We start from the raw sequence: 20,401 nt of genomic DNA on the forward strand, positions 1-20,401 counted from the left end.
ACCCGCCATGACCACCGCGCTCCCTCCGCCGGCCGCTGCTCCCCTTCCAGCCTGGAAACGGGCCTTCCGCAACATCTCCCGTCAGCATGACTTCCAGCCCCTGCGGGTGGAGGGACGGATTCCCGAAGGACTGCGCGGGACGCTGTTCCGCGCGGGCGCGTGGACGTTCGACGTGCACGGGCTGCCGGTCCAGCACTGGTTCGACGGCGACGGCGGCGTGATGGGCGTGCGCTTCGGGCCAGACGGTGTCCAGGGCGCGGCGAAGCTCCTGGACACGCGCACCATGGTCACGGAGCGCAAGGCGGGTCGGCACCTCTACGGCAGCTACGCCATGCCCACGCCGCTGCGCAACAAGCTGCTCAACCCCCAGAAGAACAACGCGAACACGGCGGTGATGCCGTGGAACGGCCGGCTGTACGCGCTGCACGAGCCGAACCTCCCCGTGGAGCTGTCCCCGGACGACCTGTCCAGCCTGGGCGAGACGAACCTCGACGGCGTGGTGATGAAGTCGTTCTCCGCGCACCCGCGCCGCGTCCACTCGCGCAAGACCCTCTACAATTTCGGCCAGCACCACGGCCGGGTGAACACGCTGGAGCTGTACGCCCTGCCGGACGGCGCCGGAGCGCGGCACCTGGGGTCCGTGCCGCTGCCCGGCGCGACCATGGTCCATGACTTCATGGCCACGGACCGCTACCTCGTCTTCTTCCTGCCGGCCATGCGCATCGACGTGCTGAAGATGCTGCTGCGCATCGGCGCATTCTCGGACAACGTCTCCTTCCGGCCAGGGGCGGCGGCGGAGGTGGTGGTGGTGCCCATCGACGACGTGGCGCACCCCATCCGCATCCCCGCCGACTCCTTCTTCAACTGGCACTTCTGCAATGCGTACGAGGAAGGCGACACGCTGGTGGTGGACTACGTGCGCTACCCCGACTTCGCCTCCAACCAGTGGCTGGGAGAGCTGGTGCGCGCCACCCCGTCCATCGAGGCCGACGGCATGCTCCACCGCGCGATCATCGACCTGAAGGCCCGCACGTTCCGCAGCGAGCAACTGATGGACCTGAGCTGCGAGTTCCCCCGCGTGGCCCCCAGCGTGGAGTGCCGGCCGTACCAGGCGGCCTACATGGGCGCGCACTCCACCCGCGCGGCCCGGCGCGGCATGTACGACGCGATGGTGCGCGTGGACGTCACCACCGGCCGCGTGACACGCGCCGAGCTGGGCGAGGGCCAGTACCCCTCCGAGGGCGTCTTCGTGCCCCGCCCCGGCTCGAAGGCCGAGGACGATGGCTGGGTCCTCACCCAGGTCTACGACACGAAGACGGACACCACCCACGTGGCCGTGCTGGACGCCGAGCGGCTGGACGCGGGGCCCGTGGCACGCTGTCACTTCGAACACGGCCTGCCGCCCACGTTCCACGGCGAGTTCCTGCCCCCCAGGAACGGCGCGGCCCACGGTTAGGGGCCGCGGCGGGCCGTCGGCCGCGCGCGAACACGGCAGAAGCCCATACGATTCGTCAGGGGCGAAGCGCGCGCTTCAGTGCCAGTCCATACCGCCATGTCCGGCGACTCCCCCGTCCCCAGCCCCGGCGGCTTGCCCACCCTGCGCCTCCCCCCGAGAGAGCATGGGAAGGCCAGGAGCCCTCTTCGGCGTAGCGGGCGGGAGCAGAACGGGAAGTGAGGGACGCTGACGGGGAGCCCATGGGCCGCACGCCGGTGCGCTCCGGGCCACGCCTCAGCGCCCTCATGATATCCATTGTATTCGTGTTATTCATGGAATTAATGAATACTGGCATGCTCCACATGCGTCCAGCATTGCCCCGCAGCTCGCTGGCTCGCCTGAAAGGACGTGACCATGCGACTCCGCGCCTACGCCGCACTCCTACTCTTCCTCTCGGCTTGCGCCACGTCGGCACCGAGCCCAGCAGAGCGCGCGTCCCGGAACCCGAGGATCGCCAATCTCCAGCGTGCGGCGGCGCTGCCGTGGACTGACGGGGGGCGGTGCGTCGTCCGTGAGGCTTCCCAGCCTTGGCCTGTGCTGGTGGAGAAGTGCTATCGGACTCTCGACCATGACCGGCTCGAGTTCCATGACACCACGGGAAGATGCACGGTCGCCTCCGCTGACGCCGCTGCCGTGGGAATCGGCTTCTGCGTGCTGGCGGCTCCTGAGATTGCCGTGGGAGCCGTGATCGTGCTTGGAGTGGTGGTGGTCGGCGTCGCCATCAAAGAAGCGCTGGACGCGTATGAACTCCGCCACGCCTACCCCGAGGAAGCAGGGACCTCGCGAGGAACGAAGGTGGCATCCCGGGAAGCTGAAGCGCAACGCAAGCCCAGGTTGAAGCCCGAGCCAGCGGGGCAGGACTGGCAGCCCCCGGTGCCACCTGTGCCCGTAGACCGGACGGGGCGCGCCAGTTGCGAACCTGTTCCGGTGCCCCACGCGGGCGAGGATGACCCACACAATGAATGTGCCGACAAATTCCCACCCAACCGTTACCCCGGGATGGACGTGCTCGTTGGTGGTGTGCGCTTCGATGCGCTGCAAGTCGGCGTGCGCAAGCTTTGGGAGATCAAGACGCATCAATTCGACACGTACTCCAACTTCATCCGGAGGCGGGAGATCGAGAAGGAGCTGGCGCAGATAGAAAAGGAGCAAGACGCGGCGGCGGCATGCGGATATGGCTACGTGATTGGGGTGAGTACCCAAGCGCACAAGGACGCGTTGCTTGAAGCAGATCCCCTACTTGATGTCGTCGTCACAGGGTGCAAACGATGACCACGCCTGATTCCCTCACCCTCATCGTTTACGCGCCCGCACTCGTGGGCAACGATGGCCGCACGCTGGATGTCATCCATGGGATGGAAAAGGCACTTCCCGGTTTGCGCCTGGCGTGGCACATCCCCGAGAGCGGCCCCCTCATTGCGTTGCCGCATCGCGACGCATGGCTCGCGGAAATGACACAAGACGGGGAATTCCCCCTTTTGTGCAACGGGGATGAGAGCTACCCCGTGACGATTTCGGGGAGGGGCAGGTCGGGGCGCCTCAGCCCGGGTAGACAAGCGCGGCTTGAAGTGCATGCGGAAATACCACTGGACGCACCCGCGATCGCGGCAGCGGCGGCTGTGATTGAGGCCGTGGCCGAGGGCTCTCACGCGTACTGGGGGCATGTTTCGCCATACGGTTACGGCTCGGAGGTCGCACAGCAGTTTCGCCGTTCGCCTCATGGACCGGAGCGCTCACCCCGTGGGCTTCCCATGCTCAACCTTCCAGAGAAGCTCCCCACGCCTGCGACTCCCTGGTTCCTTGGGTGGCTGAACTATTGGTCTGCTGCCACAGCGAAGACCATCGGGTTCCCGGATCCTGCTCGCGATGCCGAGTTGCTCACGCGGGCGCGGCGTACGGCGTCGAATGGGTGGGTTGTGCAGCTCACGGCTGAGCCGCTCGCATACGACAACCCCGCCCACCTGGATGCACTCAAGCGGACCTACGAGCGGTTCCCCGAGATCGGCGGACGTGCAGCGCCTTGACCCGAGTCAGGAGCCCGGTGCATCGCTCCGGCTGTAGGAAAGAGCCCCACTGCGCGGACATCGGCGATGGTAGCCTTCCCATCCGGGAGGTCATGCACCATTGCTCCAACCTTTCAGATTGGCTCTCGCGCTCGCGCTCGTGTGGGGTGCTGCTACGAGGGCTGAGCCGGCACCGGGGGCACGGGGCAGGCGGGAACGTTCCGTCGCCATCGCCAGCACGTCCGCCGAACCGTTGCCCATCGTCCGCGTTGCGGGGGACACCCCGACGGTGTTCCTCTTCTCTTCGCCGATCCAGAAGAAGACCCTGACCTTTGATGAATCGCGGATCCGCGTCCTGGACGCGGGCGAGCGTTCCGTCATCGTTCAGCCCGTGGCCAATCTCGCTGCGGGCGAGCGTCAAGAGATCGGGGTCTTCTTCGCTGACGGCCGAGCGCCGACACGGGCAGCGTTCGTGCTCGTGACCGACCCGGCCGAAGTGGACTCTCGGATCGATGTGCAGCGCCCTGAGCCGCCGAACACGGCCTGCCAGCCCACGGCTCAAGTCCCGGCGCCGAGGCCGGAAGACTTCGTGCTACTCGGCTACGTGGACGCGAAGGGCGTCACGACGTCCAGCAGCAAAGGCACGCTTGATGCTGTGCAGGGGTTGATTTTGGACTCAATTGTAGCCTTTCGGGGCGCCGGTTGGATTCTGGCGGACGTGAAGATTGTGAACCGCCCTGACCATCCCGCTTGGACACCACGAGAAGCGATGTTCGTGGGGCGAGTCGGCATGCCCCTGCGGGCGCGACTCGTAGCCGAGAAGCCGGGTGCAATCCTTCCGGGGGAGAACGGGCGAGTGCTGGCGGTCGTGGAAGTACCCAAGACGAAAGCAGACCTCGTCTTCACCCTGGAGGTGCGTGGTGATGGGGAGCGTCGGCTCACGATTCCAGACGTGCGCTTCCCGAAGCCCGCCGCGGAGGATGCCCAATGAGCGCGACGCTGCTTCACGTTCCGCCCGGTACGTTGATTGACGGGTGGCAGGTTTCCAAGCCACTCGGTGACGGAGGCTTTGCGTTCGTCTTCCTTGGCGAAAAGAACGGCAGGCACCGGGCCATCAAGGTGGCCCAGCACCGGGAGTCCAGCGGCGACCCCAAGCAGACCCATGCCCGGACGCTGCGGGAGTTGACGGCGCTGCTCATGCTGGACAACCCCCACATCGTCCGGCCGCAGGGGTACGGCCTGGCGGAGAGTGGGAACCTGTACCTCGCACTCGACTACGTGGACGGCTGGACGCTCGCAGAGTGGGCGGAGCGTAAGCACCCGACCGTTCGCGAAATCCTCGGGGTCTTCGAGAAGATCGCCGGTGCGCTGGCATACATGCATCGCCGGGGCATCCTGCATCGGGACTTGAAGCTGTCCAACGTGCTCATCCGTAAGAGCGACGGTGAGCCCGTCATCATCGATTTCAGTTGCGCGACCTACACCTTCGCCGAAGACCTGACGGATGGGGGGTTGCCTCCAGGGACAGACCGCTATCGTGCGCCCGAGCAGTTCAAGTTCCTGCGCGAGCACAAGGACGAGCACCGGGCCCGCTACGCCTTCCAGGTCGCCGACGAAATCTTCGCGGTCGGCGTCATGCTCCATGAACTACTGACCGACCCACGCCCGACGGAGTTTCGTCCGCGCTTCGACTTGAACAGCCCTGCCCTCCCACCGCCGCCCCCTCGATTGGCGAATGCGCGGGTGCCAGCGGCCCTGAGCGACCTCGTCGAGACCATCCTGGCCCGAGACCCCAAGGGGCGTCCGGTCGATACCGAGGCGCTGCGCCGCGAACTGGCGGATCTCCGTGGCGAGCGCTCCGCTGAGTATGATGTGCCGGCCCATCCACCCGCTGATCAGCGTCACGGAGGGTCAACACCTGGGGCACTGGCGATGCCCCCCACGCCGCAATCCCTCAAGCGGCATGTGGCCATGATGGAGCGACCGCTTCGCGCGGGAAGGTGGCTTGCAGGCGTCGTTTGTATCGTCGCGCTCGTCATGGTTGCGGCCCTCTGGCGCTCGTCAGGAAGCGCCACCGGCGGGCCTGCCGGGCCGCACGACGCCGCAGCCCCACGCCCTCCTCCTGCCACAACCCATTCCGCACCGCCCGAAACACACCCTCCTGCTATGACACCTGCTGGCCCTTCGTCCGCGACAGTCCCGGGGCCAGCCATCGCCGCTGCCCCGAAGGAAGGATCCGCCTTGAAGACCCCAGCCCCCGAAGCCTCGCCCCCAGGACGTGCGCCCCGCCTGCCGAAGAAGTCCGTTGCCGCCGTCGAGTGCGCGTCGCTGTCGCTCGTCGCGGCGCTGGCGGCGGGTTGTCCGGGTGCCCAGATCCGTCCAGAGCGCTTCACCTGCCCGGCTGGGGCGGAAGAGGCCATGCGGGAGCAACTTCACTGGGAGGAAGGGGACAGATTCTCCCTTCAACTCGATGAGCGCCAAGCGGGTTTTGACAATGTATGGTTCACCGCTGGCGCGGAGGTGGTGGGGGTGGTCCCCAAAGGCGTCAACAATGACCGGCAGGCGGCGGTCGCCCCCAAGGGCACACGCTTCTACGGCAAGGCTTATTACCTCTCCGACAAGATGGGGCGTGCGGAGGGGCCGGCACTCGTCATCCGGTACGACCGCGTGAAGCTCCCGGGGCAGGAGGAGTACCCCATTTGCTTCGTGCACGAGGGAACTGCCGTGGCGTTCAAGGACGGCAAGGTGATGGCGGTCAATCGAGGCTCCGGGACAGTGGTGGACCGCTGGCCCTGAGCGCGCCCGGGCGACGTGGTGGGTAGGTGCTTGATTTCGCCCCCTCCTCCTCAAACTCGACATGACCTCCCAGGGTCGTTCCACGACGGCCCATCCCACAGGTAACGTCGTCCACGACGCGTCGGCCTTCGGATGCCTGCGCGAAGAGGAGGAAAGAGCATGTCGGAAAGTGAGTTCAGGCTTCCACGCGGAGCCATTCTCTTCACGCGGGACGGCTTCCAGTACGAGTTCCGCGAAGACCTGGGAGAGGTCCACCACGGGTTGAGTCTCCTGCTGGCCCGGCGCCGTACTTCCGAGGGCAACATCCGGGGCAAGGTGCTGCTCAAGGCGGTGGGCGTTCCGAAGTTGATGGAGCTGCCTCGCATCAAGCGGGCGCGGGCGAAGCTGGAAGAGCAGGTGCGCCTCGCGACGTACCTCGACCATCCGGGCATCCTCCGTGTCCATGGGCTGCACAAGGCGGAGGGGTGCTGGTACGTCATCACCGAGCATCCGTCGGGGCACAGCATCAACACCCTGTTGACGCTCTCGGGGGAGTGCGGTCGCCGGTTCTCTCCCCTCTTCGCCCTCCATGTCGGGGCGCGCGTCGCCGAGGCCCTGGAGCATGCCCACGCGGCGAAGGACGAACAGGGGCGCTCCCTCAACATCGTCCACCGGGCGCTCGACGTTGAGCACATCTTCGTCGATTGGAACGGCGACGTGCAGGTCTCCGACTTCGGACTCGCCCTATCGGACCTGCCGGGCCGCGTTTCGTCCACGGTGCGCCAGCCACAGGGGGATGCGTTCTACTCCTCCCCAGAAATGCTCCTGACGGGCCGCGTGGATGCGCGCTCGGGCCTCTTCGCGCTTGGCAATGTCCTGCTTGAACTCGCGACGGGGAAGAACCTCCTGGATGCCCCTGACGCCTTGACCGAAGAGGTGAAGGACTCGCTTTCAGGCAGGCAGCGCGTGCGGGTCCGACGTGCCGTCAGGCGGGCTCGGCTCGCTGGAAGCCCTGTTGGCGTGGAGGACGCGATCTGGCGCGCGGCGACCTACTCGCAAGCGGACCTGGAAGCGTTGACGGAGCCGCTTCCGCAGGGACTGGGCCTGGCTCTGCGCAAGCTCCTCCAGCCCCGCCCGGAAGCCCGCTACCAAACGGCGAGGGAACTGGCGGCTGACCTGCGCCGCTGGCTCGGAGAGGGAGACGCCTACGGTCGGAAGGAAGCGGTGTCGGAGCTGCACGAGATGGCGAAGCGATCCCGCGAGGTGATGGTCGAGCTGGGCATGCGGCGCCCCCGTGGCCTCCAGGTGTCCCAGGACGAGATCAGCACGAACTAGCCACGCTGCCTGCGAGGAGGCTCAACTCCAGTCCCGCCATGTTGCACGTATGTCGCATGAAGCTGCGGCATGGGATGGAACACGGCGGGACAACAGGTCATGCGGCGGGATATCGAATCCGGGTCGCTCCGAGCGGCAGCGAGGTAAGGGCGCGATCCTGCTGGGAGTTTCGCACCGCCCGGTGCGGGTTCGATTCCCTCCGCCTCCACAAGAAGCAACCCACCGCCTTGAGCCGCGCCCCCTCCTGCCGAGGGGGCGCGGTTTGACTCCAAGGACCAAATCCGGTCAGTTGGGACCGAAATTGGACCAAACTGGAGTCTTTCTGCATGGGTAGCGGCAAGGTCTGGACAGGCAAATGGCAGGGCGGGCGCACGTTCACGGCGAAGGACGGCCGCCCGGTGTACGTGCTGCGCAAGATGGTCGCGGGCAAGACGTACACGGTCCACCTCGACGCCCGCAGCGAGACGGAAGCCGAAGCAGAGCTGGCCCTCTTCATGCGAGATCCCGAGGGCTACCGGACCAAGGGCGAAGCCCAGAAGCTCAAGCAAGAGTCCGCCGTCTACCTGGACGCGCCGACCGTGGGCCGCTACCTGGACTTCATGCGACGCGCGGGAACGACGAAGCGCTACGTGAGCAGCGTTGGCTTTTACTTGGCCGCGTGGGCGGAAGCGTTCTCGGGCCGCGACTTGCGCACCGTCACCCTCCAGGACCTTCTACGCGAGTTGAACCGGCAGGCCACCGCGCGCAAGAACCGGGTCACGGCCCTCAAGGCATTCTGCGCGTGGCTGCGCGAGGAAGAGGGCACGTTGACGGTGGCCGAGGACGCCACCATTTCCCTCAAGGTGCCCGTCAGTCGTCCCGAAAAGTCGGTGCGTGAAAAGGGCTACAGCATCGAAACCATTGAACGGCTCTACCGAGCAATCACCGGGTGGGAGTTCACCAACTTCGACCGCAAGGACATGCGCCGGGTGACGGACGTTCAATGCGTGCGCGACGTGCTGTGCCTCCACGCCAAGACGGGGATGCACGGCACGGAGATTGAGCGGCTTGCCCAAGGCGAGGGCAAGGTCACGGTGTTGAAGGAGCCGGGCGAAATCGCCGCAACCCTTCGGTTCGTCCACAAGAGCGGGCGTGTTCACGTCCAGAGCATCGACCGTCAAGCGCTCGCGGCAGCGCAACGGCTCCAGGCGCGCGGTGCTGCGCCTGTAGACAGCCACATCCGGCGCGTGGTGCGGCGGGCCTGCAAGTCCCTGGGCATGGAACTGGTGCGCTTTGGGGAACTCCGGCACAGCTTTGTGACCTGGGCTTCTGAATGCGGCCAGGAAGTGCGGCCCAAATCGGGAGGGCTGCCGCTTGCTGCTATTGCCGCCGTGGTGGGGCACACGTCGCCCGCGACCACCAAGCGCTTCTACGAAAACGTTGCGGTGCCGCCCATGATCAAGGTGCCGCTCCGGCTGGAGCATCCCGAGGATCCGGCAGTGCTGCCGCTCAAGGCTGCCGCAGCATCCTGAGAATCGCTTCCCGTGTCTCCCGCCCGGTGGAAGTGCTCCGGGCGGGTTGCCGCTTGAGCTTGGGGGTTGGCTCGCGGCCGAAGCGCTCCTGGAGTGCTTCGATGCTCTCCACCGTCACCATGGCCGTCTTGCCCACCTTGGGGGCGCGACTCAGCGCGCCCGCCTTGAGGAGTGCGAAGACCTGGGAGCGCCCGCAGCCGAGAAGGGCCCTTGCTGCGTCCACGGTGACGGCGCGGGCGGCCTGGACGGGAGCTGCTTGGGTGATGCGAGCCTGAATCACGCCCACGGCCTCCCGTAGCCTGCGAAGTTCATGGTGGATCTCCCGCAGCAACGTGGACTCGGTGCCGCTGTCCATGGCGGGGGGATGCTGCGTGTTGCTGGTGTCCTCGTTTGTGTCCTTCATGGGTGCCGACCTGATGGCGTCTGGATGCCCCGTGGGGCGTCCTGGCGGTGTCCGTAGTGAGGAGTGCCGAGCGTCGGAGTTTTCTCCGTCCGAGGGCCCGCCTTCCAAGTGGAAGGCACCCCGCAGCCTCACTGCGTCCCCTAATTTTCTCGCATAAGACAAACAATTGTCAAACACCTCCCCCAAATACTGCCCTCCCTGCATGGCGGGAGTTTCGCCGTATTGAGGCATGTATTTTCGCGCTCTGAGGGAGACAGTTTCGCGCCGGAGTTTCGCCGTTCGGCGCGAATCATTTCGCCGCCTGCAATTGCACCGCAGAGGGCGCGAAATGGCGATATGTAATTGCGCCACACGGCGCGAAACGTTTCGCGCCGTGCGGCGCCACAGCGGCGCCATTTTCGCGCGTGCGCCACGGCGGGCGCGTCCTCGGGCGAAATGGCGCCGCGCGGCCCGTTTCGCGCCGTTTCCGGATCCGGAAACGCGCCCACAGGGACGGCGCGTTTTCCCCCGGCCCCACTCTGCTGCGTCTCAGTCGGGCGGACCTCGCGGCGCGTAGGGGCGCACCTCCAGCCGTTGCCGGGGTTTCGCGCCGACCCGCGAGCAGCGGCGCCGATGGCGAAACGAAACGCACCCGCCGAGGGCGCGAATTGGCCCCGTGTGGCCCTGGTGTGTGTCTGGTGGGGACATTTCGCCGCGTGAGCCGTCCCCACGCGCTGCGTTTCGCGCGCCGTGCAGGGTTTCGCCAACGGCGCCCCCAGACGCGTTAGGACCCGAGCGAATTTGCGCCGCTGGGCCTGACGCGGGCGCTCCCGTCCCGCCATTTCGCCCGCGTTCGTGAGGATGCTGCCAGCTAGCTCGCTTGTCCCTCCAGGCGGCTGCCGTGCCCCGTTCCATGCGCGCGGATGGGCTCGGCGTAATTGATCGCCGTGCCCCGTGTGAGGAGAGGGGAGGGAGCGGCCTGCCGAGTTGGTGGAGTGCGCCAGATGGACAGCGCTCAGAGTCCTCCGCGCTCCGGCCCCACCCCGAGTGGCACGGAGCTTTCCGGCTGAGGGGCCATGAGCGGGAGCCCCCTCACCATCCCGCCTCCAGGATCACCTGCTGGGACAGTGGAGCCCCGCGTGTCGGACAGGTGAAGCCGGGCCCCGTGGAGCCCTCGCGCGTCGAGGCTCGCCTTCTGCGCCGGGTAGCACGGGAGGCGCCCTACCTCCTGGGAGCGCGATGTGGTAGAGGCGAAGGCGCGGTCGTAGTTCCTTTCCCTTTTATCCACATGGAGACTATCTCGATGTTTACTTTTCCGAACCTTGACGCGCGCACCCGCGCTTTCATGCTCGAAGAGATCGAGCGCGACATCGCCCAGGGCACCCTCTACTTAAGCAAGCGGCTCACTTCCGCTGGCGAGCGGGATTACGCACGAAATCTTCAGGAGGCAGCCCGCGCGGGTGATGTAGGAACATTCACCGATGCGCTGCGGAAGCCCGGCCAGATTGAGACCATGGAGATGAGAAGCACTGGACCGGCCAAGGTGCCGCACACCGCCGCTGAGACGTTGGCAGAGGGTGAGTTCAATCGCTTCTACATCCGCGCAGTCTGCCGTTGCGCGATTGCGGACGACCTAGAGGAAGTGATCGTCTTCCGCGCTAAGGAGGTGAGCAACCCGCGCCCTGCGTCAGAGGCCATGATTGGTGCCGCCAAGGATCCGCATCGGCTGCTAAAGGACCTCCAGGCGAATCCTGGAACGGATACCGCGCTGGGTCTGCCACCGGGGCCCAACAGCGGATTGAGCGTGCAGCTTCCCTAACACGCCCGGGTTGGACACCAGTGTTGATGGTCATCCGAGAGCGCGTGTTTTCGGTAATCGCTCGACCGGAGTCCCAGGTCTCCGCCGTCGTGGTCGCCCCGGATCGGCAGACCGCTCCCTCTCCTCTTCTCCGACGGGCAGGGCGATCAGGTACGGCTCGGCGCGCTCTCGTTGGCGTTCGGTGTGGGTGTTGAGGCTCCACGGGCACCGAAATGGCGCCGTGCTCCAGGGGCCGGATCGAGAGGGCACGTTGATTGGGGCTGGCTGCTGCGCCTGGACGGACTCCGGGGCGCCCGGCACGGCTGCTGGCGACTGCGCACCGGCCAAACTCCACGCGCCGCAGAGGTGGGGCTCGGCGCGCGTGCTCGCCACTGAGCCTTGGCGGGCTCCACGCGCCCCGAGGTGAGGCTCGGCGCCGAGACTGATCACCACTGCGCACCGGCAGGACTCCACGCCCCGAGGTGTGGCCCGGCGCGCGTGCTGACCGCCACTGCGCACCGGCAGGACTCCACCGCCTCCGAGGTGAGGCTCGGCGCGGGTGCTCGCCGTTGCGCACCGGCAGGGCTCCACCGCTCCGTGGTGAGGCTCGGCGCGCATGGTGGCCACTGCCGCGCCTTGGTGGACTCCACCGCCTCCGTGGTGAGGCTTGGCGCGCGTGCTCGCCGCTGCCGCGCCTTGGCGGGCGCTACGCGCCCCGAGGTAGGGCTCGGGGCGCATGCTCGCCGCTGCGCACCGGCCAGACTCCACCGCCTCCGAGGTGAGGCTCGGCGCGCGTGCTCGCCGCTGCCGCACCTTGGCGGGCTCCACCGCCCCATGGTGAGGCCTGGCGCGCATGCACACCGCTGCGCACCGGCCGGACTTCACGCGCCCCGAGGTAAGGCTCAGCGCGCGTGCTCGCCACTGCCGCGCCTGGGCGGGCTCCACCGCCTCCGTGGTGAGGCTCGGCGCACGTGCTGGCTGCTGCTCCTTGGCGGGCTCCACCGCCTCTGTGGTGAGGCCCAGCGCGGAGACTGATCACCACTACGTCTTGGCGGACTCCACGCGCCCCGTGGTGACGCTCGGCGCGAAACGACTCCACGGAGAGAGGGGGGCTCGGCGCAAAGTGGCTCCAAGGCGGCTCCGAGGAGTGCTCGGTACGGAATGGATCCACGAACTCCGAGGAAGGGCGGCGCGAAACGGTTCCACGGACCGAGGTGATGATCGGGCGCGGCTCGGTGCTGGCTGCCGTCGTGCCCTGGCCGACTCCATGGCCCGAAGTGGTGTGCGGTGCGAAAGGGCTACGGGGCGGTGCGTAGGAGCTGCGCTCTGGGGGACTCAATCGGCAAGCAACCGGTGAGGCGGCTGCGAAAGCCCTCCGATATTCCGCAATTGCTCGATCCCTCGGTTTCATGCGCTCGGTGTCAATGGTCGCCGTACCGGGCATGGCTTCGCCGCCATCTCGGATCCGTGAAGCCGTTTCGCACCGAGCATCCCCTCGGGATCCGTGGAGCCGTTTCGCGCCGCATCCCCTCGGAGCCTTCTTGGAGCCAATTCGCGCCGAGCCCCCCTCGTTCCGTGGAGTCGTTTCGCGCCGGGCTTCACCACGGGGCGCGTGGAGTCCGCCAAGACGCAGCGGTGATCAGTCTCCGCGCCGAGCCCCACCTCGGAGGCGGTGGAGTCTGACCGGTGCGCAGCGGCGAGCACGCGCGCCGAGCCTCACCACGGGGTGAGTGGAGTCCGCCAAGACGCAGCGGTGATCAGTCTCCGCGCTGGGCTTCACCACGGAGGCGGTGAAGTCCTACCGGTGCGCAGTGGCCAGCACGCGCGCCGAGCCCCACCACGGAGGCGGTGGAGTCTGGCCGGTGCGCAGCGGCCAGCACGTGCGCCGAGCCTCACCTCGGGGCGCGTGGAGCCCGCCAAGGCGCAGCAGCGGCCAGCATGCGCGCCGGCCTCACCATGGAGGCGGTGGAGCCCTCTCGCGCCGTCCCCCCTCAGGCGCATGGAAACCATTTCGCACAGAGCATCCCTCTGGGCCGTGGAGCCATCTCGCGCCGAGCCTCACCTTCTGGGCCGTGGAGCCATTTCGCGCCGCCCCCTCGGGGGCGCATGAGAGCCATTTCGCGCCGAGCTTTACCTCGGGGCTTACGGAGCCGGCCGGTGCGCAGCGGCCATCACCCGAGCACTGCCCCGCTTGGAGCCCCATGGAGCCGTTTCGCGCCGCCCCCTTGGCGCCGTAGAGGCGTTTTGCGGCGCACCCCTCAGAGTCCGGGAAGCCATTTCGCGCCGAGCGCCCTCTCGGAGTCTGCTGAGCCGTTTCGCGCCGCACTCTCTCAGGGCGCGCGGAGTCCGGCCGGTGCGCAGCGGCCAGCACGCGCGCCGAGTACCCCCGGGCCCGTGGAGCCCTTTCGCACCGTACCGCCTCGGGGCATGCGGAGCCCGGCCAGCACGCGCGCCAAGCACGCCCTCGGGGCGGTGAAGCCCGGTCGGTTCGCAGCGGTCATTATCCGCACCGAGCACCCCCTCGGGGTACATGGAGCCCGGCCAGTGCGCAGTAGCGGCGCCGAGCATCCCTCGGAGCATGTGGAGTCCATTCGGTGCGCAACCGCCAGCACTCACCCCACGCCCCACCATGGAGGCCGTGGAGTGTGGATCAAGGCCAGTGTGCAGCGTTCAGCCGCCGCGCCGAACGCCACCTTGGGGCCGTGGAGTCCGCCAGTGCGCCGCAGCCAGTAGCCGCGGCGATCATTACCTCGGAGGCCGTGGTGCGCAGTCGCCAGCACCCGCGCCGAGCCCCCTCGGGGCCGTACATCCTTTTCGCGCTGCCCCCTCGGGTGCGAGGAGTCCGGCCGGTGCGCAGCATCCAACAGACGCGCCGAGCACCCCTCGGAGGCCGTGGAGTCCGCCAGGGCACGGCGGCAGCCAGCACCGGCCACGCCGAGTCTCACCTCGGTCCGTGGATCCTAGTCCGTGCGCAGCCGCCAGCACCCAAGCACCGCGCCACCTCGGGGCGCGTGGGAGCCGTTTCGCGCCGCACCCCCTCGGGGGCCGTGGAGCCGTTTCGCGCCGCATCCCCTCGGGACCTTGGAACACTTTCGCGCCGCACCCCCTCGGGCCGGGCATCCTTTCGCGCCGAGCACCCCCTCGGGCCGGGCATCCTTTCGCGCCGAGCACCCCCTCGGAGGCCGTGGAGTCTTTTCGCGCCGCGCATCTCCCCGGGGACTATGGAGCCGGTTGGTGCGCGGCAGCCACCCACCCCCGAGCGCCGCCTCCCTCGGAGTCCTGGAAGTCGTTTCGCGCCGTGCCCCTCGGAGCCGTTTTGCGCCGCACCCTCCGGGATGGGAAGTCGTTTCGCGCCGCACCCCTCGGGGCCATTTTGCGCCGCGCACCCCGTCGGAGCCGTTTCGCGCCGCGCACCAGCTCAGGCGCGTGGCGCCTTTTCTCGCCGCGCTCCACCTCGGGCCTGGAAGTCCGCCAAGGCGCAGCGGCAGCCAGCGCCGGCCCCCCCCTCGGAAGCCCTGGAATCCGCCAGGGCATGGCGGCTGCCAGCAGCCGAGCACCACGCCACGTCGAAGCCGTAAAGTCCTTTCGCGCCGAGCCACCTCGTAGGCCGTGGAGGGTAGCGGGTGCGCAGCGGCCAGCACTCACGCCGAGCACCACCTCGGGCCGTGGAGCCCACCCGGGGCACAGCGGCAGCCAGCAACTACGCCGAGCGCCACGTTGGGCCGTGAAGCCCTTTCGCGCCGAGCGTCAACTGGGGGGCCGTGGAGTCCTTTCGCGCCGTGCCACCTTGGGGCGCGTGGAGTCTGGCGGGTGCGCAGCCGCCAACACCCACTCCGAGCCTCACCTCGGAGGCCGTGGAAGTCCTCCAGGGCATGGCGGCTGCCAACACCCGCGCCGAGTATCGCCTGGGGCCATGGACCCATATCGCGCCGTGCTCTACCGGGGCGCGTGAAGTCCGGCTGATGGGGAGCAGCCAGCGCCCGCTTTGAGCATCGCCTCGGGGCGGTGGAGTTCGGCCGGTGCGCAGCCGCCAGCCCCCGCGCCGCGCACCACCTCGGAGGCCGTGGAGCCCGGCCGGTGCGGCGGACCAGCACCCGCACCTGGAATCACCTCGGGACGGTGGAGTCCGGCCGGTGCGCAGCAGCCAGCGTCCACGCCGAGCACCACCTCGGAGGCTGTGGAGCCCGGCCAAGTTGCAGCAGTCAGCACCCGCCGCACGCCACCTCAGGGCAACCCTGCGAGTGCATCCAATGGCTCGCACCTGCTCGGCACACCTTCAGACCTGGCCCTCGCAATCGCACGTTGCCAGGGGCGGGCGCACGCTCGGGCAGGATGGGCGTCTGTTAGGGTCAACGCATGAGGTTTCGCCCCTTGCCACGACTCTCCGGGCTCTTGTTGGCGTTCTTGTCCTTCGCGGCGTGGGCAGCGGCAGCGGAGGACTCCGCCCTGCCCAGGTTACGGATGCGAAATGTCGCGCTCACCACGAAAGCCGAGGGAGTGCGCGTCTCCACCCGCATTCCTACAACGCTCACGTTCGACACGCCGATCAACGCGCAGGCCGTGAAGTTGGGCGAAAAAGCGCCTGTCGAAATCCTGGCCGTGGGAGAGCGCTCCCTCACCCTCCGGGCGCTGGAGGAATTGAGCGAAGCGGTGACGTTGCGCGTGCCGTTTCTCAACGAATCCATCCTGACGGCGCCCGTCTTCAAACTCACCACGGCGGCGGACGTGGTGGACGCGCAAGTCCTGGTGTTCCGCGACGCCAGCGCGCCGGAGTTGATGCAGGCCCGGCTGGCCGCGTTGGAGGCACGCTGCTCCGCATGTGAGGCGGCACTCACCGCGCAACGCGAGCGCGGCACAGCCACGGGCCCCTCCGGCTGGATTCTCTCGGGGCAGGTGGAAGCGAGCACCGGCGTCAAGGTCAAGCGACTCCGTGCGCCGCCCCTCAGTGCCACAACGGGCCTGGAGGTAGCGTCCGTCCACCGCTTCAAGGCGGATGCGTGGGTGGTGCTCGCCGTGCAGGTGTCGAACCGCTCCGGCCCCCCTTGGAGGCCGGGCAAGGCATGGCTGGAGAATCCGTCCACCGGCCGCCGCGTGGAGGCGCGCACGGTGGTCATGGCGCCGGACGTGCTGCCGCCCAACGGCACGGGCCGCGTGGCGGTGGAGTTGGATTGGAAGAAGGGGGAGTCCGGGCCGAACGGAGAAGCCTTCCGGCTGGTGATACAGGAGGCGGCGGACGGCGCCCGGCCCCTGTCCATTCCGGGCGTGGTGCTTGAGGACGGGACTCCAGCGCAGGAGAAGAACGGACCATGACGACGGCGGAAGTCTTCAGCTATCTCAAGCCCGGCTCCCGCCTGGGGGCCTACCGCGTCCGCGAGTGGAAGGGCGGGGGTGCCTATGGCGATGTCTACCGGGGCGTGAAGGACGGCAAGCCCGTGGCCCTCAAGCTCTCCAAGCACCGGCAGCACAGCGCCGACCCGGGCAAGACGGATGAACGCCTGCTGCGCGAGCTGGTGTGCCTCGTTCACGTAGACCACCCCCATATCGCCAAGGTGCAGGGCTGGGCGCGCACGCCGCAGGGGCGCGGATATCTGGTGCTGGAGTACGTGGACGGCTGGACGCTGGCGCAGTGGCTCCAGAACGCGCGGCCCACCTTCCAGCAAGTGGTACGCCTCTTCGCGAAGCTGGCCCATGCCTTGGAGCACATGCACGGCCGGAGGGTGCGCCACCGAGACTTGTCGCTCTCCAACGTCATGGTGCGCAAGGTGGACGGCGAGCCCGTCCTCATCGACCTGGGCGCGGGGGAATACTCGGGAGCGCAGGAGTTGACGGACGCGCCCCTGCCCCCGGGCACCAACCGCTACCGCTCTCCGGAAGCGGCGCGCTTCTTCAAGGAGAACCAGAACAACCCCGACGCGCGTTACCCCTTCCCGCCAGAGGATGACCTCTACTCACTGGCGGTGTGCCTCTATGACGCGCTGACCGACGCCGAGCCCGCGCGCGGTGGGTGGGAGGCGCGCAAGGCGCCCCGCATCGACGTCAACAGCCCCATGTGGGCGCCCCCGTCCGCACGCACCGCCAACCCTCGCGTCCCCGAGGCGTTGAGCGAGTGGGTGGAAAAGTGGATGGCGCGTGACTTCGAGAAGCGGCGTCCCTCGCTGGCCTCCATGCGGGAGGCACTGGAAGCGCTGGGGGCCCAGGAGGGCGCGGAATGGCTGGCCCCCGTGCAGGCGCCTCCGGACACGGGCGCTGTTGCCCTGGAAGCCACGGGCCACCCTCCAGCGAAGTCACGGCGGCGAGTGCTGGCGGGGGCCGTGGCCGCCGTCGTGCTCGTTGTCGGCGCCTTCGCCTTGCTGCGCGAAGCCCCGTTACGCGAAGCGCCGCCCGTCCCAGGCGTGCCGGAATCCTCCAGCGACCCTCGTGCGCAGGCTCTCCAGGCACACCCTTCACCGCCCGCACCGCCCGCCAGTGCAGTACCGTCCCCGTCCGAGGTGCCCCCCGCCGTGAAGGAAAGTCCCTCTGTGCCTGCCCCCACGAATCCGTCCTCGAATCCGCCAGCCGCGATGCCGCCCACGAAGTCCGCGCCCGCTGTCAGTCGTGGATTCCTCAAGAAGTGCGCGGAGGCGGGGGCGTTGGCCGCCGCGCTGTTGGGCTGTCCCGCGCAGCAGGTGCAGCCCACGCAGCAGAAGTGCTCCGCAGCGGCATATGAAAGCATGCGGAGGCTCGGTCTCGATGACGGCTCGCAGGTCGGAATCCTCGTTGACGCGAAGCAGCCCTTCTTGAGATCGCCCGACGAATGCGAGGCCGCAGGCCGCATGTGGAGCGACGACATGGGTGAGTGCTTGACCCTGCTGGGCGATGGGAAGCTCGAATCCGAAACTCAGGACACACTGAGCAGGTTGCCCGAGGGCTCGCGGCTCTACGGCCGGGTGTGGACGGAAGGGGCGACGGTGGTGGGCCGCTACACCCGGGCGCGTCTGCCAAATGGCGCAGAACACGAAGTCTGCGTGTCACTCTCGCTCAATGGGGGCTTGGACAAGCTGCCCGGTTCCAAGCCCGGTGCCGCGCTCGTGCGTCCAAGAGACGGTGCGACCTTCTTCGGAGGGCCAAAGTGATGAGGTTGGGGCGTAAAGGCGCGTTACAGAAAGGCGCCTGAAAACCGTCCCCAATGACTTCAGCCACAGGGTTGCAATAATGCCGAGTCTTCAACCCGTGGCATCCTTCTCTTTCGGGCCTACCTGCCAGTAATTTCCTTCCTGCGTGGGCGCGGCGTCCGCTCCCGCTCGCCCGCAAGGAGATGGCCCTATGCCGTACTCTGGTACTTCCCTGTTTCCCGAAGGACTGGTGCTCTTTTCGCTCAAGGGTGCCACTTACGAAATGCTGGAAGACCTGGGCCCCGGCCATCATGGCGAGCGCGTCCTATCGGCCCTCCAGCGCGTCAAGGACAAGGTGGTCCGCCGAGTCATCCTCAAAGCGCTGCCGCTGTCTGACTCTGCGGCAGTGTGGAAGGAGGCACGCAAGCGACTGGAGGAAGAGATCCAATTGGCCACCTTCCTCCGACACCCGAACATCGCCTGCGTCCATGGAGCGCACAAAGCCAAGGGCACTCTGTTTGTCATTACGGAAGCTGTCGCCGGCTTCTCGCTGAATACACTCCTTGACGTCGCGGCAGCGCGGGGGAGCTACTTCCCCGAATCCTTCATGCTGTATGTCGGGGCCAAGATTGCGGGGGCCCTGGCGCACGCGCACACCTGCCGGAGTGCGCAGGGGGATCCGCTGAAAATCGTCCACCGGGCGATTGACCCGACACGCATCCGCGTGACCTTCGATGGACAGGTCAAATTGACGGACTTTGGCGTGGCGTCCGCACGACTTCCCGGCCAGCGCACCACGCGTCGTCCCGGCACGCGGGGCGAAGTCTTTTGGGCTTCTCCGGAGGCATTGCTAGGCCAGCCCGAGGACGCGCGTTCGGACTTGTTCATGCTGGGAATGGTGCTGCTGGAATTCGCCACCGGCAAACACCTGCTCAGTGCCTACAACCTGCTGCCAAAGGATTTATGGGTGCTGGTCCCGGAAGGGGAAACGGAGCCGCTGCGCAGTGCTATCGCACGGATGAGGAACGCATGGCACGGGGTGGATCCGGAGGAGACGATATTGCGTGCGGCCACCTTCACCCCGGCCGATGTAGAAGCGGCGACACAAACGCTTTCAGAGCCCACGCGGGCTGTCTTCCGCAAGCTGCTGCGGCGTAAACCAGCAGAGCGGCACATGTCCGCGCTGACACTGCAAGACGATTTGGCGAAGGTGCTGCGCGCGCGCGGGAGCTTCACCGCCAGGATGGCTTCGCAGGAGATTCAAGCGGCACTGCGAGGAGCTGGCCAAGCGATGGCCGAGGATGAGGAAAGCCCAAAGAGTTTGAGGCATCAAGACTTCATCACGACGGAACCAAGCCCGGCATGAGCCTGCTTCTCAACGGCCAGTGCCATGGGGGGGGGCGCCACGCCGCTTTGAGTTCGTGGAGCCCGCCCGGCGCGCAGGAGTGGCAAGCGCCTAGCGCGCCCGTGGGGCACTTGTCTCTCATCCGGCCATCCGCCGGATGCGTTGAACGTCTTTGAGAGGTGAAGCCTCCAACTCTCCAGTGCGCCAACGGGCTCGTGTTCTGTCTTCTTCGCCTGACGGTGGTTCATCCCCTTGGACACCTCTTCCCGTTGGCCGAGTAGGGCCGAAAAACCTCTGCGCACGCGGTGTTCATAGCGAGCTTTGCGTTGTCGGCCTGCCTTATAGGCCGATCCGGCGCAGCGCTTCGCGTCTGAGGTGGCCCGGGACTTTGGGTCTGTGGCCACCCTTGCGCACGGGATGGGCACCACGGGGGCCGAGGTGGCGCTCGGCGCGAGTGTCCGCCGCGCACCGGGCAAACTCCGCAGCCCCGAGGTGGTGGTCGGCACGGGCTCTGGCCGCTACTGCGCACCGGGCAAGCTCCACGGCGCCCGGGTGGTGCTCGGCGCGGAGGCTGGCAGTCACTCCATATGGCGAGGACACCACGGCTCCGAGGTGTTCCTCGGCACGGGTCATCTATACAGCCCGAGGTGGTGCTCGGCGCGGGCA

12 protein-coding genes are annotated in these 20,401 nt (G+C 67.7%); 11 read left to right on the plus strand and 1 reads right to left on the minus strand.

Annotation, left to right across the window (positions count from 1 at the left end):
• Positions 1-7 precede the first annotated feature (7 nt).
• From D7X30_RS26405 to D7X30_RS26435, 7 genes are all read left to right on the plus strand, one after another.
• Positions 8-1,456, plus strand: coding sequence for a carotenoid oxygenase family protein (locus tag D7X30_RS26405; RefSeq protein ID WP_120565743.1), 1,449 nt, complete (start codon positions 8-10; stop codon positions 1,454-1,456).
• 393 nt (positions 1,457-1,849) lie between these two features.
• The gene (locus D7X30_RS26410) at positions 1,850-2,767 is read left to right on the plus strand and encodes a DUF6310 domain-containing protein (protein ID WP_120565885.1); all 918 of its coding nucleotides are present in this window, start codon (positions 1,850-1,852) and stop codon (positions 2,765-2,767) included.
• Positions 2,764-3,519 (plus strand): DUF5953 family protein, encoded by a 756-nt coding sequence (locus tag D7X30_RS43085; protein WP_120565744.1) that lies wholly within the window; start codon positions 2,764-2,766, stop codon positions 3,517-3,519. Before D7X30_RS26410 ends, D7X30_RS43085 begins: the two co-directional genes overlap by 4 nt.
• Before the next feature lie 100 nt (positions 3,520-3,619).
• A complete protein-coding gene (locus D7X30_RS26420; protein WP_120565745.1) occupies positions 3,620-4,489 on the plus strand; it encodes a DUF2381 family protein in 870 nt (289 codons plus the stop codon).
• Entirely contained in the window at positions 4,486-6,294 is a 1,809-nt protein-coding gene (locus D7X30_RS26425) for a serine/threonine protein kinase (protein ID WP_120565746.1), read from the plus strand. Before D7X30_RS26420 ends, D7X30_RS26425 begins: the two co-directional genes overlap by 4 nt.
• Positions 6,295-6,453: 159 nt before the next feature.
• Positions 6,454-7,608, plus strand: coding sequence for a protein kinase (locus D7X30_RS26430; protein WP_120565747.1), 1,155 nt, complete (start codon positions 6,454-6,456; stop codon positions 7,606-7,608).
• A 326-nt stretch (positions 7,609-7,934) separates the two neighbouring features.
• Positions 7,935-9,119: a site-specific integrase gene (locus D7X30_RS26435; protein WP_120565748.1), complete on the plus strand. Its 1,185-nt coding sequence runs from the start codon at positions 7,935-7,937 to the stop codon at positions 9,117-9,119.
• Here D7X30_RS26435 and D7X30_RS26440 read toward each other — a convergent pair.
• On the minus strand, positions 9,097-9,522 hold the full coding sequence (locus D7X30_RS26440) for a hypothetical protein (RefSeq protein WP_147443311.1): 426 nt from the start codon (positions 9,520-9,522) through the stop codon (positions 9,097-9,099). The genes D7X30_RS26435 and D7X30_RS26440 overlap by 23 nt on opposite strands.
• Before the next feature lie 1,282 nt (positions 9,523-10,804).
• Between D7X30_RS26440 and D7X30_RS26445 the strand changes: the two genes are divergently transcribed.
• The 4 genes from D7X30_RS26445 to D7X30_RS26460 all read left to right on the plus strand — a co-directional run bounded on the left by D7X30_RS26445 (position 10,805) and on the right by D7X30_RS26460 (position 19,756).
• Positions 10,805-11,320 (plus strand): hypothetical protein, encoded by a 516-nt coding sequence (locus tag D7X30_RS26445; RefSeq protein ID WP_120565886.1) that lies wholly within the window; start codon positions 10,805-10,807, stop codon positions 11,318-11,320.
• Between the two features lie 4,350 nt (positions 11,321-15,670).
• Complete coding sequence (locus D7X30_RS26450; protein ID WP_158619395.1) at positions 15,671-16,609, plus strand: DUF2381 family protein; 939 nt, start codon at positions 15,671-15,673, stop codon at positions 16,607-16,609.
• A complete protein-coding gene (locus D7X30_RS26455; protein ID WP_120565751.1) occupies positions 16,606-18,411 on the plus strand; it encodes a serine/threonine-protein kinase in 1,806 nt (601 codons plus the stop codon). The genes D7X30_RS26450 and D7X30_RS26455 overlap by 4 nt, the downstream gene beginning before the upstream one ends.
• A gap of 190 nt (positions 18,412-18,601) precedes the next feature.
• Positions 18,602-19,756 carry a protein kinase gene (locus tag D7X30_RS26460; RefSeq protein ID WP_120565752.1) on the plus strand — a complete coding sequence of 385 codons (1,155 nt, stop codon included), beginning with the start codon at positions 18,602-18,604 and terminating at the stop codon, positions 19,754-19,756.
• The last annotated feature ends 645 nt before the right edge of the window (positions 19,757-20,401 follow it).

It is taken from the genome of Corallococcus sp. AB011P (assembly GCF_003611605.1).
Lineage (GTDB): Bacteria > Myxococcota > Myxococcia > Myxococcales > Myxococcaceae > Corallococcus > Corallococcus coralloides.

Excerpts from the sequence above, each read along its gene's own strand:
- D7X30_RS26445 (WP_120565886.1), top strand. The coding sequence starts at position 10,805 with ATGTTTACTTTTCCGAACCTTGACGCGCGCACCCGCGCTTTCATGCTC.
- D7X30_RS26460 (WP_120565752.1), top strand. The coding sequence starts at position 18,602 with ATGCCGTACTCTGGTACTTCCCTGTTTCCCGAAGGACTGGTGCTCTTT.
- D7X30_RS26440 (WP_147443311.1), bottom strand. The coding sequence starts at position 9,522 with ATGAAGGACACAAACGAGGACACCAGCAACACGCAGCATCCCCCCGCC.
- D7X30_RS26405 (WP_120565743.1), top strand. The coding sequence starts at position 8 with ATGACCACCGCGCTCCCTCCGCCGGCCGCTGCTCCCCTTCCAGCCTGG.
- D7X30_RS43085 (WP_120565744.1), top strand. The coding sequence starts at position 2,764 with ATGACCACGCCTGATTCCCTCACCCTCATCGTTTACGCGCCCGCACTC.
- D7X30_RS26455 (WP_120565751.1), top strand. The coding sequence starts at position 16,606 with ATGACGACGGCGGAAGTCTTCAGCTATCTCAAGCCCGGCTCCCGCCTG.
- D7X30_RS26430 (WP_120565747.1), top strand. The coding sequence starts at position 6,454 with ATGTCGGAAAGTGAGTTCAGGCTTCCACGCGGAGCCATTCTCTTCACG.
- D7X30_RS26425 (WP_120565746.1), top strand. The coding sequence starts at position 4,486 with ATGAGCGCGACGCTGCTTCACGTTCCGCCCGGTACGTTGATTGACGGG.
- D7X30_RS26410 (WP_120565885.1), top strand. The coding sequence starts at position 1,850 with ATGCGACTCCGCGCCTACGCCGCACTCCTACTCTTCCTCTCGGCTTGC.
- D7X30_RS26435 (WP_120565748.1), top strand. The coding sequence starts at position 7,935 with ATGGGTAGCGGCAAGGTCTGGACAGGCAAATGGCAGGGCGGGCGCACG.